Origin of the sequence: Sphingobacterium prati (assembly GCF_013167215.1) — a bacterium.
In the GTDB taxonomy this organism is placed as follows: domain Bacteria; phylum Bacteroidota; class Bacteroidia; order Sphingobacteriales; family Sphingobacteriaceae; genus Sphingobacterium; species Sphingobacterium prati.
The window spans coordinates 419,845-435,863 of sequence record NZ_JABJWY010000034.1; the positions used below are offsets into that span (position 1 = coordinate 419,845).

The 16,019-nt window shown below is 40.1% G+C and carries 14 protein-coding genes; 11 read left to right on the forward strand and 3 right to left on the reverse strand.

The window, feature by feature from the left end; translation table 11 throughout:
* The first annotated feature begins 7 nt into the window (after positions 1-7).
* Positions 8-580: a phosphoribosylglycinamide formyltransferase gene (gene purN, locus HPC41_RS11995; protein ID WP_172394248.1), complete on the forward strand. Its 573-nt coding sequence runs from the start codon at positions 8-10 to the stop codon at positions 578-580.
* A gap of 252 nt (positions 581-832) precedes the next feature.
* On the opposite strand, the gene HPC41_RS12000 is transcribed toward purN, so the two are convergent.
* A complete protein-coding gene (locus HPC41_RS12000) occupies positions 833-2,068 on the reverse strand; it encodes an MFS transporter (protein WP_172394249.1) in 1,236 nt (411 codons plus the stop codon).
* 92 nt (positions 2,069-2,160) lie between these two features.
* Here HPC41_RS12000 and HPC41_RS12005 point away from each other — a divergent pair, with 92 nt between their 5' ends.
* The 9 genes from HPC41_RS12005 (at position 2,161) to HPC41_RS12045 (ending at position 11,554) form a co-directional block, all read left to right on the forward strand.
* Positions 2,161-2,658: a PaaI family thioesterase gene (locus tag HPC41_RS12005; RefSeq protein WP_172394250.1), complete on the forward strand. Its 498-nt coding sequence runs from the start codon at positions 2,161-2,163 to the stop codon at positions 2,656-2,658.
* A gap of 40 nt (positions 2,659-2,698) precedes the next feature.
* Positions 2,699-3,115, forward strand: coding sequence for a transposase (locus HPC41_RS12010; protein WP_172394251.1), 417 nt, complete (start codon positions 2,699-2,701; stop codon positions 3,113-3,115).
* 81 nt (positions 3,116-3,196) lie between these two features.
* Positions 3,197-3,844, forward strand: a complete 648-nt coding sequence (locus HPC41_RS12015) for an SCO family protein (protein ID WP_172394252.1) — start codon at positions 3,197-3,199, stop codon at positions 3,842-3,844.
* Between the two features lies 1 nt (position 3,845).
* Positions 3,846-4,265: a c-type cytochrome gene (locus HPC41_RS12020; protein WP_172394253.1), complete on the forward strand. Its 420-nt coding sequence runs from the start codon at positions 3,846-3,848 to the stop codon at positions 4,263-4,265.
* 221 nt (positions 4,266-4,486) lie between these two features.
* Positions 4,487-5,074, forward strand: a complete 588-nt coding sequence (locus HPC41_RS12025; RefSeq protein WP_172394254.1) for a TetR/AcrR family transcriptional regulator — start codon at positions 4,487-4,489, stop codon at positions 5,072-5,074.
* Between the two features lie 8 nt (positions 5,075-5,082).
* The gene (locus HPC41_RS12030; RefSeq protein WP_172394255.1) at positions 5,083-6,408 is read left to right on the forward strand and encodes a TolC family protein; all 1,326 of its coding nucleotides are present in this window, start codon (positions 5,083-5,085) and stop codon (positions 6,406-6,408) included.
* Positions 6,409-6,436: 28 nt separating this feature from the next.
* On the forward strand, positions 6,437-7,594 hold the full coding sequence (locus HPC41_RS12035) for an efflux RND transporter periplasmic adaptor subunit (RefSeq protein ID WP_172394256.1): 1,158 nt from the start codon (positions 6,437-6,439) through the stop codon (positions 7,592-7,594).
* Between the two features lie 38 nt (positions 7,595-7,632).
* Positions 7,633-10,803, forward strand: coding sequence for an efflux RND transporter permease subunit (locus HPC41_RS12040; protein ID WP_172394257.1), 3,171 nt, complete (start codon positions 7,633-7,635; stop codon positions 10,801-10,803).
* Between the two features lie 139 nt (positions 10,804-10,942).
* Positions 10,943-11,554, forward strand: a complete 612-nt coding sequence (locus HPC41_RS12045; RefSeq protein ID WP_172394258.1) for an HAD family hydrolase — start codon at positions 10,943-10,945, stop codon at positions 11,552-11,554.
* A 137-nt stretch (positions 11,555-11,691) separates the two neighbouring features.
* Here HPC41_RS12045 and HPC41_RS12050 read toward each other — a convergent pair whose 3' ends face one another.
* On the reverse strand, positions 11,692-13,074 hold the full coding sequence (locus HPC41_RS12050) for a hypothetical protein (protein WP_172394259.1): 1,383 nt from the start codon (positions 13,072-13,074) through the stop codon (positions 11,692-11,694).
* 14 nt (positions 13,075-13,088) lie between these two features.
* Entirely contained in the window at positions 13,089-13,694 is a 606-nt protein-coding gene (locus HPC41_RS12055; protein WP_172394260.1) for a sigma-70 family RNA polymerase sigma factor, read from the reverse strand.
* Positions 13,695-13,920: 226 nt separating this feature from the next.
* Here HPC41_RS12055 and lysS point away from each other — a divergent pair, with 226 nt between their 5' ends.
* Positions 13,921-15,639 (forward strand): lysine--tRNA ligase, encoded by a 1,719-nt coding sequence (lysS, locus tag HPC41_RS12060; RefSeq protein WP_172394261.1) that lies wholly within the window; start codon positions 13,921-13,923, stop codon positions 15,637-15,639.
* Positions 15,640-16,019: the final 380 nt, after the last annotated feature.

The following is a 16,019-nucleotide window of genomic DNA, read 5'->3' on the forward strand; positions in this document are numbered from 1 at the left end:
ATTAATCGTGAAAAAACGAATTGCCATCTTTGCTTCAGGTTCAGGATCCAATGCTCAAAAAATAATGGAACATTTCAAATACTCAGACGAAGCTGAGGTTGCTTTGATCCTGTCCAACAATCCTGATGCCTACGTTATTCAACGCGCTGATAACTTTGAAATTCCAGCACATATATTCGATCGCAATGAATTTTACAACACAGATAATATTGTTAATATTCTCAAAAATTTAAATATTGATTTGATCGTTTTGGCCGGCTTCCTTTGGCTCGTGCCAAACAATCTTTTAAGAGCTTATCCAAATCAGATCATCAATATCCACCCTGCTCTCTTACCTAAATATGGCGGTAAAGGCATGTACGGAGACCATGTACATAAAGCTGTCTTAGCCAATAAGGAAGAAGAGCATGGCATCACGATTCATTTTGCTAATGAGCATTTTGATGAAGGCGAAATTATTTATCAAGCCAAGTTTAAGGTTGATCCCAATGACACCCTGGATGTCATTAAGTTTAAAGGTCAGCAATTAGAGCATCAACATTTTCCAAAAGTGATTGAGAACCTAATCAAAAAAATGTAAAAACATTATTTTTTATTTAGAACTATTTTAAACAAATAGTAACTTTGTACCATGAACGAAGTTATTGAATCCTTTGTGGAGCTGTGTGAGAGCGAGGGCAAAGCAAGCCCATTTCAATTTAGAAGTGCCGCAATGAATCCTTTTTCTGATTTTTCCTGCGTCTGTTTCAAAAAATGCTGCAAAAAATACAAAGAAGGAAAACGTTGCAAAAAATGTCCCGGCCGAAAAAAATAGCCTGTTCAGCCCGGCACTTTATTCCTCGAGATAGTTGAGGTCTTTATCAAAGCTCTCTTCAAGTTGCATGAGGGAATATATAGCAATACCAGAAAGCAGTAATACCATCGTAATTGCTGCAGGCACAATACCGAAAAAATCTACTAAAAGGCCATACAACATCGTTGATGGAATCAGAGCTCCCCGAACGAAATTAGGAGCTGTCGTTGCTACAGTGGCCCGCAAGTTTGTACCAAATTGCTCCGCAGAGATCGTCACAAAGGTAGCCCAGTACCCTACCCCAAGTCCCATAATAAATGCTAAAATCAAAAACTTATTGGCTGTAATTCCAGTACTCAAAAGATACCATAATGAACTGGCGATAATTAACAATTGACAGATAAAAACCACTTTTTTACGTGATTTTAAAATCTGCGCAAATATTCCTGCCAAAACATCCCCTATAGAAATACCTATATACGTAAACATTACCCCTTTACCTGCACTCAATGTTTGAGATGCTCCTAATGCCTTTCCAATCTCTGGTGCCTGCGTGACCAATACCCCGACCACAAACCAAATTGGCAGGCCGATACAGAGGCAATTGAGATAGCGTTTCAACCGTGCTTTATCCGTAAAAAGCATCCTAAAGTCGCCTTTGGGAACATTCTTTTTATCTTGTTCCTTGAATAATCCGGATTCAAAAGAACCAACACGCAAGAGCAATAATAATAAGCCCATTCCACCACCGACAAAATAGGCCGTGCGCCAATTGAATTCCTCGGAAACAAAATAGGCAAGAATAGCACCCAATACCCCGACACTGGCCACCAGCATTGTTCCATAACCACGTTTTGACTTATGCATACTTTCTGAAACCAAGGTGATCCCCGCACCCAGTTCGCCAGCCAGGCCAATGCCCGCTATAAACCGGATAATGCCATATTGCATAACATCGTGTACAAAACCATTGGCAATATTCGCTAATGAATACAGGAGAATAGAACCGAACAAGACCTTTAAACGCCCGAATTTATCCCCGATAATCCCCCAGATAACTCCGCCCAAGAGCAAACCGCCCATTTGCATATTAAGTACAAATTCGCCTTTTACCCGCATTTCCGTTACCGGCACACCGATATCCGTAAAGGATTGAATGCGGACAATGGAGAAAATAATGAGATCGTAGATATCGACAAAATATCCCAACGAAGCTATTGTAACCAATAACCACACGTTCTTGCTGTCAGCCTGTTTATCTTTTAATGTTGACATTTTAGGTTTTTTGATGCTGTAAAAATACCATAGTGAACGAAGAAAACCAAGATTTCAGAAAATAATCCGCTACATTGTTTTATTTTTGCAATATGAGATACAGTCCGCGTGCATTAACATGGCTCTTGCGCTTTTACCCGCCTTTTTTATTCCAGGGAATCTGGGTAAAAAAGATCAGTCCCGGCTTCAAAGGAGCCGAGGTAAAAATTTATAAGACCCCATTCAATATCAATACCAATAGAACCTTGTTTGGCGGAACCATCTTTGCCGCGGCGGATCCTATATTTCCGATCCTGATTGATCAGTACCTTCAAAAAACTGGCTTTAAAAAAACCATTGCCTGGCTCAAATCATCAAAAATAGATTTCAAAAAACCGGGCAAGACCAGCGTAGGCTATTCGGTGCAGCTTTCGGATGAACTGCTGGCAGAATGTACGCAGACTATACGCACAAAAGGTAAAATCGTAAAAAACCTGAGTTTGGAAATCAAGGATAAAAATGATGAACTATGCGCTGTAGTGCATTGTGAAACATACATTCGTGACTTGAATTTTACATTCCCGAATAGAAATCAAAAGCTCGAGCAATAAGAAATTGATATCTTTGTCCAATTACCAAAAAAATAGAAACATGAACAAAATCGCTTTCATGGCTATCGCATCCTTGGCAATAGCGGCATGTGGAACCACCGGCACAAACAATGTAAAGGCTTTACAGGATTCAACAATTAAAATTCATGATGAAATCATGCCTCAGATCGCCCATTTTGACCGCGATGCAGTCAAAATCGACTCTATTCTCAATAACCTAAAAACAATTAAAGCAGCCAAGACAGACCTAGATACCACAGCTACAAGAAAAGAACTTGGTATATTAAAAGCAAATTTGGAAAGTGCAACGGACCATATGATGGACTGGATGAAAGCATATACCCCAGATAGCACCGATGTTAAATATTTCGAAGTTGAACTGCAAAAGGTATCAGATATGAAGAAAATATTTGACACAGTTTCTAAAGAGAGCCAAGAGAAATTAAAAAATTTCTAAAAAAACAGTTTTGGAAATCTGTAGCTTGTAGCAGGTTTAAATACCCCCGCGGGGGAATTAATAACGAAAGAATAAAAACAGATGAAATCTATAATTAAACTTTGTTGTGCAACAGGCATATTGCTTGGTTTATTTTCTTGTAAAAACACAAGTCAATCGAGTTTGCCGATTTATGGCGAACGAGAGGCCGTCGAAAAAAACATTGATGGAAAACAAGTCGTAGATACTGTCTATCATACTATTCCCGCGTTTAAATTTTTAAATCAGGATAGTGTGATGATCACAGACAAAGATTTTGAGGGCAAAGTTTATATTGCCAACTTCTTTTTCACCCATTGTCCGAGCATCTGCCCAACAATGAACCGTAATCTATTGAAAATCTACACGCAATATAAAGACAACGATGCCGTCCGTTTTTTGTCCCACAGCATAGATTTCAAATATGACCAACCCTATGTGTTGAAAGATTACGCAAACAAACTGGGCGTGAGCAATGATCACTGGCAATTTGTGTCTGGTACAAAAGCCGACATATATGGCATAGCTAACCAATACCTTGTCTATACAGCGGAGGATAAAAATGCCCCCGGAGGCTACGACCACCAAGGCTATCTTGTCTTGATTGATCAGGATAAACGCATCCGTGGCGCTTATGATGGGACGAATGATGAGCAGGTTAAAAAGCTAATGAATGACCTGCCGAAGCTACTGAACGAAGCTAAAAATTAATATGCGTACGATCCTCAAGGCCTGTTTTACGATTGGCTGCTTGTTGCTGGCTCTGATCGGCTGTCAAAATGAAATTGATATCAAGACGGCACAATATAGCGTAAATGGGCAAAAAGTATATATCGCACATTGCCAGAATTGTCATGGCGAAAAGGGCGAAGGATTAGGAAATCTATATCCCCCGCTTACGGATACCAACTTTTTGGATAAAAATCACCAAAAGCTGGCCTGCATGATCAAATATGGGTCCACAGGAGAACTGGAAGTCGCAGGAAAGAAATTCAATAATACCATGCCGGCCTCAAATCTTTCGGCTATTGATATCGCCTACGTTCTGACCTATATCAATACAAAGATTAATAAGAGGAAAGAGATATTTTCGTTAGCTGATGTAGAAAAACAGTTGAAAAACTGCCAATAAAAAAGGGACTTTAAAAGTCCCTTTTTTATTGGCATGCTCGCCCCAGCTTCCTTACGTTCAGTTGCTAAAAAATAATTACCCAAAACCAAAACAATTTAAATCTTTTTTCCTTATTGTATTATTGGTCCAAATTGTTTTAGCATTTATTGATTTATAACAATAATTTGACAGTTTGCTTCCAAATTAATCACTAATTTTGCAACCGAATGAACGTTCGATTGATGAATTTTAATGAAAAAATTGCAGCTGTCTTTGCTGCCACACTTAAACTGATACACACAAACGGTTTCCACGGGACGCCGATGAGCAAAATTGCCCAGGAATCTGACGTAGCAATAGGGACAATCTATCACTATTTCCCTTCTAAGGATGATTTGATTTTTGCACTCTTCAAACATTGTCGCTCGCTACTGAACGATTACATTTTTGACGGCATCAAAGAGGACTTTGACTACAAAGCGTCTTTTTTTCATGTGTGGCGCAACTTTGTCAAGTTTTATTTAGAAAACGAAACAGTCTTCAGTTTTTTTGACCAGTTTTTTTCTTCACCATATCATGAAAAGAATAAAGCTGAGATACAGGAGCCTATCGGCGGACAGAATAAGGTCCTAGACTTTTTACAGGAGGGCATTGATCAAAAGATTTTAAAGCAGGTCGATGTTCACCTTTTGGTGGCAAGTTATATCGGCGTTGCCCTGGCAACGGTTCATAGCATCAAATTCAAAGATCTTAAATTTACCGAAAAGAATATGGAAGAGCTGATGGAGATCATTTGGGATGGTGCCGTTAATAGAAATAAAAATAATTAATTAGATATATGAAGTTTAATAAAATCGTTTATTCCTTAGCGACTCTGTCGCTTTTGAGTAATACAGGATTTGCACAACAGCAATCTGAAAACTTGCCGCCAAATGCGACGCTTCAGCAGCTGATAGATTATGCTTTGCGAAATCAGATTTCGATCAAACAAGCAGAACTCGATGAGTCCATAGGTGAAAAAGATATCGATATTTCGCTCTCTGGTTGGTATCCTCAACTTGGTTTGACGGGCAATTTCAATCACAATGTGAAATTACCAACCATGTTTTTCAACGGTGCTAATATTCCAATGGGGACTAAAAATAGTAGCGCATTGACATTGCAAGCTGATCAGCAAATCTTAAATCCAGCGTTGATGCAAGCGAAAAAAGGCGCTGAATTAGTTCGTCTGAGCAATAAACAAAACACCGAAAGCCAGAAAATAAATGCTGTCGTTGAAGTCAGTAAAGCGTATTACGATATCTTAACTTCAGAAGAACAAATTAAAATTGTCCGTGAAAATATCGCTCGGCTACAGAAACAATTAAAAGATGCAAAATCACAATATGATGTAGGTTTAGTTGATAAGACAGACTACAAAAGAGCGCAAATTGCGTTAGCAAATTCCAATGCTGACGAAAAACGAACAGTCGAATTGCGGAAGTATAAGTATGAGTACATGAAGCAATTACTTGCATTAGATAAAACTCAGAACTTGACGCTTTCATTCAACAACATGAATATGGAAGGTCAAGTGCTGTTAGATACCACTGCTGGAATGAATATTACGAATCGAATTGAATTCCAACAATTACAGACTTCCAAAAAGATTCAGGAACTAAATACGCAATATTACAAATGGACTTACTTACCTAATGTAAGCATTTTCTATAATTATGCTTTTAACTATAGAAACAACAGCTTTGGTAAATTGTACAACGATAATATTCCAAGTTCGGTTGCAGGTTTGAACTTATCATTACCAATTTTCCAAGGCTTCAAACGTAAGCACCAAATTAATAAATCAAAGTTGCAGGAAGAACGTATTGATTGGGATATCAAGAATTTGGAGAATACGGTCAATACCGAATATTCCTTGGCAAAGGCAACGTATAACGCCAATCTAAGTGACTGGAAAACAGCACAGGAAAATGTGGAATTGTCAAAAGAGGTTTATGAGACCATCAAACTACAGTATGATGAGGGAATTAAAACATACCTGGATTTAATGACGGCAGAGAACGACCTTAAAATTACGCAATTCAATTATTTGAATGCGCTCTATGCTTTATTGGCAAGTAAATTGGATGTTCAAAAAGCGGTTGGGGCGATCCAAACTAATTAATCAATTCAAACGGAAACTAATACAAATCATGAATAAAAGACAATTATTATTCGCTTTCTTCCTTGGGACGGCTTTAGTATGGACCTCTTGTGGAAATAAAGATGCAAAAAAGCAAGGCGCAGCACAGGCTCAGGCTGAAAAAGTTGTTCCTGTAACCTTTGGCACAGCATCGCATGAGATTGTTACGGGAACAATAAGTTACCCCGCAACAGTCAAACCGTTGAACGAAGCAGACTTATTTGCAGAAGTAAGCGGTTATATCACTAAAATATATGTTTCAGACGGTGCTGTGGTATCTAAAGGACAAGCATTATATGAAATTGACGGCACGCGTTATAGTGCGGCTGTGCAACAAGCTAAAGCGAGCTTACGGATCGCACAAACTGACCTTGACCGCCAAAAAAGAGATTTGGCGCGGTACCAAACGTTGGCAGATAAGGATGCCATCGCTAAACAAGTTTTTGATAATGCAGTGTCTGCAGTAGCTTCTTCACAAGCACAGGTAGAATCTGCTCGTGCAGCATTGGTTACGGCCAATACTAACTTATCACGCTCTACGATACGCGCACCATTTGCCGGAACTGTAGGTATATCGCAAGTACGTTTAGGTGCTTTGGTCAATCCAGGAACTACCCTATTGAATACTTTATCTTCAACAAGCCCAATTGCTGTTGAATTTCAGGTAAACGAAAAGGACATCGCTAAATTTACCAAATTACAGAGCAGTCATTCCTCTTCAGACCTTTCTTTGCTTTTGCCAGATGGAAGTACTTATGAAGGGAAAGGAACGATTACAACAATCGACCGTGCAGTAGACCCGGCAACAGGGACGATTAAAGTGAGAGCAACATTTCCAAACAATTCCAATGCACTTAGAGCTGGTATGAATATCACCATGAATGTTTCTTCAACTTCGGCAACGGAAGAAGTGGTAGTGCCTTACAAAGCGATCTTTGAACAGCTGGGTGTATTCAATCTATATGCTGTTAATGATAGCAGCAAAGCTGAAATCCGTCAGGTAAAATTAGGGATAAAAGCCGGAGATAAAATTGTTATCAAAGAAGGTGTCAAAGATGGTGAAAAAATCATTGTTGATGGTGCCATGAACGTCCAAAATGGTGTTAAAGTTGTCGACGCTGCCACTGCTGCCCAACAAGCAGCAAAAGGCGCACCTCAAGGAAAATAACAGCATTAATTTTTTAAAGAGAATCTAAAAGATATAGAATGATTTCAGAAGTATTTATTAAGAGGCCAGTTACCGCAATCGTTATTTCGATATTGATTTCAATCATCGGAATTATTGCGGTATCCACGCTGCCAATTAGCCAGTATCCTTCTATTGCACCTCCAACAGTAACGGTTACAGCCAATTATACTGGTGCAGATGCACAGACGGTTGAACAAACTGTGACTACACTCATTGAGAGTCAGATCAACGGTACACCTGGCATGATTTATATGTCATCCAATAGTACTTCAAATGGTCAAGCAACAATTACTGTTACATTTGAAGTAGGTACTGACATTGATATAGCAACCCTGGACGTGCAAAACCGTGTGGGAATTGCTGAACCAGCCCTACCAGAAGCTGTACGTCGTTTAGGGATTACAACCCGTAAAGCCAATAACGATATCCTGATGTTGGTTGCCCTGACCTCACCAAAAGGAACCAGGGACGAAAATTTCTTGGCCAATTACAACAACTTATACGTTAAAGATGCATTATTGCGTGTCAAAGGTGTCGGTGATGTAACAGCATTTGGACAGCCATTCTCCATGCGGGTATGGTTAGATGCCAACAAATTAGCTAACCTAAGTATGACACCTGCTGATGTATCTACAGCGATTGCCGAACAAAACTCCCGTATACCAGGGGGTAGTGTTGGAGGGCGCCCACAAGAGTCGTCAACGGTGTTTGAATATCCAGTTATTACGGATAGTGACCTCTCAAACCCAGAGGACTTTGAAAATATCGTTGTTAAGACCAACAAAGATGGATCTATCGTACTTTTAAAGGATGTTGCACGTGTTGAATTAGGTCAATTCAATTATGGTACATCATCTACCGTCAATGGCATGACCTCATCTGCGATGATGATTAACCAGACCCCAGGAGGAAATGCCGTTGAGTCTGCAGAAGGTATTGTCACTGCTTTGGAAAAATTGAAACAGTCCTTCCCAACCGACGTCGATTATACCATCAGTTACGAAACAGTATCTGTGGTAAATGCGTCGATATCTTCGGTAATTCATACCTTGGTTGAAGCATTGATTTTAGTAACGGTAGTGGTATTTTTCTTCCTTCAAAGCTGGAGAGCAACATTAATCCCCGTACTGGCAATTCCGGTTTCCATCATCGGTACCTTCATCTTCTTCCTGATGTTTGGTTTTTCGGTCAACAACTTAACCATGCTTGCTTTTGTACTCGCCATTGGTATTGTGGTGGATGACGCCATCGTTGTGGTCGAAGCCGTACAACACTATATCGACCATTATAAGCTGGATGCAAAAGAAGCGACACGTCGCGCCATGGGCGATATCACGGCTCCGGTTATTGCAATTGCATTAATTTTGGCCGCAGTATTCGTTCCTGTAGGTTTTATCCCTGGGATGGTTGGTAAGTTGTACCAACAATTTGCCATCACGATCGCTGTCTCTGTTATGTTGTCAGCATTTATTGCCCTTTCTTTAACACCTGCTTTATGTTCCATTTTATTGAAACCCACCGCTGTACACGAGGGAGCAAAAGGATTGAACAAGTTCTTCTACAAATTTAACGTATGGTTTGAAAAAGTAACCATCAGATATTCCAGAGGTGTAAAACAGGCTATTAAAAAGGCACCACTTGTATTGATTCTCCTGTTATGTATTTTTATCGGAACAGGCTGGATGTTTACAACCAAGCCAACAGGATTCATCCCTTCCGAGGATGGTGGCGCATTTTTCGCAGGTATTACGCTGCCAGAGGGTTCTTCCTCTGCACGTACAAATGAAGTCCTTAAAGAGATTGAAGCCGATCTACATAAGACTTTTCCTGAAATCAAGTATGTTACCGCGATCTCTGGTATCAATATCCTGAACCGTGCGTTCAAATCCAACGGTGCAACAGTGTTCGTGTCGCTAAAACCTTGGGAAACGCGTACGCGTACAGCAAACGACATTGCAGGTATGATCATGGGTAAATACATGGGGTATACAAAAGCAAGAGTACTTGCGGTAACACCTCCTGCAATTCCAGGTCTGGGTACTTCAGGCGGTTTTTCTATGCAAGTTCAGGATTTGCAAACTGTCAATATCAAAGACTTCGAAGCTACAGTGGGCAAATTCTTAATGGCAGCCAATCAACGTCCTGAAATTGGAATGGCTTATACGATGTTTAACACGAATTCTCCAAACTATAAATTGGAAGTAAATCGTGAACAGGCTAAACGTATGGGTGTACCAATTTCAAGTATTTATTCGACAATATCTGCCTATCTGGGAAGTAGTTATGTAAACGACTTTACAAAGTACGGTCGTAGTTACCGTGTCGTTACTCAAGCTGATATACCATATCGTATGAATATTGAAGACATCAACAAATTATATGTCAATAATATTTCTGGAAACCCTGTACCAGTGGGTACCTTGGTGAAATATGAATTGACGACGATGCCTTCTATCATCAACCACTACAACATCTTTAGAAGTATCGAAATAAATGGTAGCTCGGCACCCGGTTATTCCTCAGGTGATGCATTGAAAGCGCTGCAGGAAGTAGCCGCACAGACTTTACCAGAAGGATTTGATTATCAATTCTCCGGACTTTCACTACAGGAAATGCAGTCAGGATCAAAAACCATTCAGATCTTCGCTTTATGTATTCTGTTTGTATTCTTGCTGTTGGCGGCCCTGTACGAAAGTTGGTCAGTACCATTCTCTATCCTTCTATCGGTTCCTTTAGGGGTATTTGGAGCGATTTTGACCCTAACGTTAATACCATCTTTAGATAATAATATTTATGCGCAGATCGGTTTGGTAACCATTATCGGTCTTGCGGCCAAGAATGCGATCCTAATCGTAGAATTTGCGAAAGAACGGGTTGATATCGGGATGAATCTCTATGAGGCGACATTGGATGCCGTAAAATTACGTTTACGTCCGATCATCATGACATCTTTCGCCTTTATCTTAGGTATTATTCCATTGATGTTATCGCATGGAGCTGGTGCAATTTCTCGCCAAACCATCGGTTGGACAGTATTTGGTGGTATGACTGCAGCAACACTTCTTGCTATCTTTATCGTTCCAGTGTTATTCGTCGTGATTACACGTATGGCATATGGTAAGAAAAAATTAGCTGAATTAGAAGCTAATTTCGATGAAGAAAAAGCGAAAAACTTAAGTGCACACTAAGCAAACAACGGTTTGCAGTATGCGGCACTAATTACAGTAGTACGCATAAGCGGCCTTTCTTTCCGACGAAAGAAAGGCCGCTTGCTTTTTGTGCTTCCAATTATAATTTTTAATTTTACCACATACGATCTAAAAGCATATGTCACCTGAATCACAACGCAAATTTGAACTACTAAATCTTCTTGCCGAATCCTATGACGCCTTATTATTTGATGTCGATGGCACATTGGCAGACAACATGGATGCCCATAAACAGGCCTATAAAGCTGCCGCCAAACAGTATGGCGTTGAGCTTGATGTCAATCTCATTGATGAAACTGCCGGCTGGCCTACGGTAGCCGTTGCTGCGGAAATCAGCAAACGCTATGGTGTCGACTTTGACCACGAGGAATTCTCCACACTTAAGTCTACGATATTTAGAGATGAATATGTTTTTAAAACAAAACCGGTCGATTATGTTGTTGAACATTTGAAGTACCAAAAAGGTAAAAAACATATTGCAGCCGTCTCTGGCGGAACAAGGACAACCTTGTCCATGACGCTGAATACTATCGGTGTATGGGAAGATCTTGAAACGTTAGTGTGTGCTGGAGATACTCCAGAGGGTAAACCGTCCCCACAACCGTTCCTCCTTGCAGCTTCACAGTTGAACATCGCTCCCGAAAAATGTTTAGTCTACGAAGATGGGATTCCAGGTGTTGAAGGTGCTAAAGCCGCTGGAATGGGCTGGATACGCATCGATGAGCTATAGGCAAATCTAAGTAACGATACAAAAAAGCCCTCGAATAGTAAATTCGGGGGCCTCCTTTATTCTTGATTCCCTCGGTTTCTTTGCGAACCATTCCATTCCGAAGGGTTTGTATTTATTTTTTATAACGCTTTGTTTTACTAGAAGCTTGTGATAATTTTGACCCCTCCATTGCTATAATTTAGATCAGAGGACCGCAAGCCTCCGACTGGCAATTTATAATAAGGTTCTACAGAGATGGAAAGTTTGCCAACTTTCTGTTTTCGTCCGACTGAAAAATTAACAAAACCGTTTACCTTCTTATCGTCCACATTCTTGTCTGTGGATTTTTGCTTATATTCTGTATTGTTGGTTTCATAAATCGTAGCACGTTCCTGATCCAATACACCGACATAGGAAACCCCTACTGAGGTATAGAAATTTTTACTGATCGCATAACGAACATCCACAGGAATATCCACAGTTAAGATTTTACCGGAAACCCGCTCGTTACTTTTAGCTTCTTTTGCATCAGCAGTACGCATTACAAAAGGATTACTCAAGCTGTTAGGTTGCGAAAGGTAATTTGGTGAATTGGCGACAAAAGAGTTGGATCCCATGGCCGGTGTGATAGGCGTGTTTCCTGAGACAGCACCATAATGCTGGATAGCAGCTCCCGATCGAATACTAATCTTACTCGAAACATTATAAGCTAAGGCAACTCCTCCCCCAAGCGTAATACTCTCCGAGGTAGAAGCCGGTGAAACAAATGCTCCCAACTCCCATTTGCTGTCAAGATTATCCCCGTCTTTTAAAACGATACTGTTCTTCCGGTTTCCTTGTTGCTCCGCATAGAGGGCAGAAAGACGTGCGGCTTCACGCTGCGTTTGTGTATAAGATGGGGTATTTGACTTCGTTGATGCCACATTTGAATTGGATGACGCACCAGACTTCGTTCCTGCCATAATAGCGGACGAAGCAGTAACTGTAGGATCCTCCAGATCGATCTGTGCTGATAGTGTACTATTTCGCGATTGCATGGTCTGCACTGCCCCTAAAGTGGTAAGATTATTTGATATACGAATATTATTTCCCCTAACTGCTTTTCCGCCAAATAAGTCAACCCGTTCTTTTTGACTGTCATCTGCAGGGAGCCTCTCCACTTTCGAATAAGTAAACGGCCTATCCCGCAGGAGCTCCTGTGTATTCAGGCTCTGTTCTCCAATTACTTCAGACAACGAACGTTGAAGAGATTCTTTTAAATCATTATGATCGACGGGAACTTCGTCATTTTCTTTATGCTGCGTTAAAACAGGTGAAGACGGAACTATGGTAGAATTATTTTTCAAACCCCAATAGCCCACACCAAAACATAAAAGTACAGCGGCAGCCGCACTCCAATATTTCCAAGCGGAAGAAGGTGCTGTTGTTACCTCATACTTTGATGCAAATTTTTCCCAGGAACCTTCCCGATAAGGTAGTTCATGGTCTTTTAATTGCCCAATGATTTCTTCTATCAATTCTTTTTTCTTATTGCCTTCCATTGTAACAACACTATTTATCTTATTTCTTGCACTACACCAGTATAGTCCAAGTATAATTTTCTCAGTTTTTGCTTTGCCCTTGTCAAGTACGTACGCGAAGTACTATCCGGTATATTTAGCATTTGGGCAATTTCATCATGCGAATACCCTTCTATTTCATAGAGATTAAAAATAGTTTTCTGAATTTCGGGGAGCTGCTCCAATAGGCTCAAAATTTCGTTTACCTCCAGCCGGCTATCCAATTGTACCGATGGCGTATACATATCCCCTTCCGCCATATCTTCAACGGAATACAGCTGCTTCTTACTCCGCAAAAAGTCAATCGAGATATTTGCAGCGATTCGACCGATCCACGCCCGAAACGATTTCTCGAGGTTCTCATCGTCAATATCCTTATTGAAGGACTCCAATTTCCGAAAAATGCGAACAAAGCTCTCATTCACAAGCTCCTCTGCATCGACATCCTGCTTGACATAACGGATGATAATCGCCATGAGATAGCCATAATATTTTTTATAGACGAAAGCCTTACCGTCCTCGCGATTTCGCAAACAACGCTCCAAGGCATCATGTAAAGATGATAGCTTCTTATTATAAAAATATGACTGAATAATTCCCACTTAAACTATTTAAATATTAAGCTTCAAATAACGAAAATAAAATTATAAAACTTAAAATCAAATAGTCGAATGTCCCCGCTTAATATCACTATTTAACTATTTTTATCCTCCTAACGATCCCTGTTTCCATTTCGCTACAATACTTTCGAAAAAAAATCAATAAAAAGAATTGAAAAAAATGGCTATTTTTGCATGATTTTCACATTTTAAATATTATTCAGACCGAATGAGTACTGTATTATCCGAACAGGAACAACTTAGAAGACAGGCGATGCAATCGTTGTTGGATATGGGAATCGAGCCTTTTCCAGCAAATGAATTTGTCGTCAATGCACATGCTGCCGATATTTTAGAAAACTACGATAGAGATAAATTGAATTATAAGAACATTACCATTGCCGGACGCATCATGAGCCGTCGCGTGATGGGAAGTGCTTCATTTTTTGAAATTCAAGATTCTACCGGTCGTATTCAAGCTTATATCAAGCGTGATGACGTATGCCCTGATGAGAATAAAGATCTCTACAATGTTGTTTTCAAAAAACTATTGGATATTGGCGATATTGTAGGTGTCAAAGGATATGTTTTCACGACACAAACTGAAGCTATTGCAGTACACGTGGAGGAACTTACCGTATTATCCAAGTCCTTGCGTCCCCTTCCAGTGGTTAAATCTGCTGAAGGCAAAACATTCGATGCCTTTACAGATCCGGAGCAGCGTTACAGAATGCGTTACGTTGACTTGATTGTCAATCCAACCATCAAAGAGCGATTTGTCAAACGTACAAAACTTTTTAATGCCATGCGTCAATTCTTTAACGACGCCGGTTATATGGAAGTAGAAACACCCGTTTTACAATCTATCCCCGGAGGCGCCGCAGCACGTCCATTTATCACGCACCACAATGCGTTGGATATCCCATTATACCTTCGTATTGCCAACGAACTTTATTTAAAAAGACTGATTGTAGGTGGTTTTGATGGTGTATACGAATTCTCCAAAAACTTCCGCAACGAGGGGATGGACCGTACCCACAACCCAGAGTTCACCGTAATGGAAATTTATGTTGCCTATAAGGACTACAATTGGATGATGGATTTTACAGAACGCCTGTTGGAACATTGCGCGTTAGCAGTAAATGGTACTACTGAGGCTACTTTTGGTGAACACAAAATAGATTTTAGGGCGCCATTCAAACGTATCTCCATGACCGATTCCATCAAGGAATTCACTGGATTCGATATCACCGGCAAAACCGAAGAAGAAATCCGTGTAGCTGCAAAGGCTATGGGTATCGAGGTCAACGAAACAATGGGTAAAGGCAAGCTGATCGACGAAATCTTTGGTGCCAAATGTGAAGGAAATTATATCCAGCCAACATTCATCACGGACTATCCGAAAGAAATGTCCCCATTGACTAAGAAACATAGAGACAATCCAGACTTAACAGAACGTTTTGAATTAATGGTGTGCGGAAAAGAAATTGCTAACGCCTATTCGGAACTGAATGACCCGATCGATCAACGCGAACGCTTTGAAGATCAATTACGTCTTTCAGAAAAAGGTGACGATGAAGCGATGTTTATCGATCAAGATTTCTTACGCGCCTTAGAGTACGGCATGCCTCCTACTTCAGGACTTGGTATAGGTATGGACCGCCTGATTATGTTTCTTACAAATAATGCTTCTATCCAAGAAGTATTATTCTTCCCGCAAATGCGTCCTGAAAAGGTAGCAAAAGTTGCTGATGTGAAAGACTATGAAGAACAAGGCATTCCTGCAGCATGGGTACCCGCATTACAAAAAATGGGTTTTACAACAATCGAAGCCCTAAAAGAAGCTAACCCTAATAAGGTTTTTAATGATCTCGGTGGCATGCGTAAAAAATTAAAACTAGAAATAGCAATGCCAAGTAAAGACGAAGTATTTGCCTGGTTCAATTAAGTTTTATCCATTTTAAACAAAAAAGCTGTCTTAGTAAAATTGAGGCAGCTTTTTTGTTTAAAATGGATTTGTAAAATGTTTGCAGCTGCCCGTCAAATCCACAAATCGTACGGATGCTTTATGTAGCCTTTAAGTTTGTACCAACTTCATATCAACTCTTATATTAACAGCATAATAACAGGGATATTACAGGGGGTTAACAGGGGTATAACAGGGGTAATATCCCTGCTATACCCCTATTAATACCTCGATAAGGTTCTGCTAGATCCTTATTAATTCAGGATTTGGTATGAAAATAGTGTTAAGTAGGCCACTAGCGATCATACATTAAATAGAAGCAATGATATTAAAGCGTATTATGACAGCGATCTTGTCAGTAA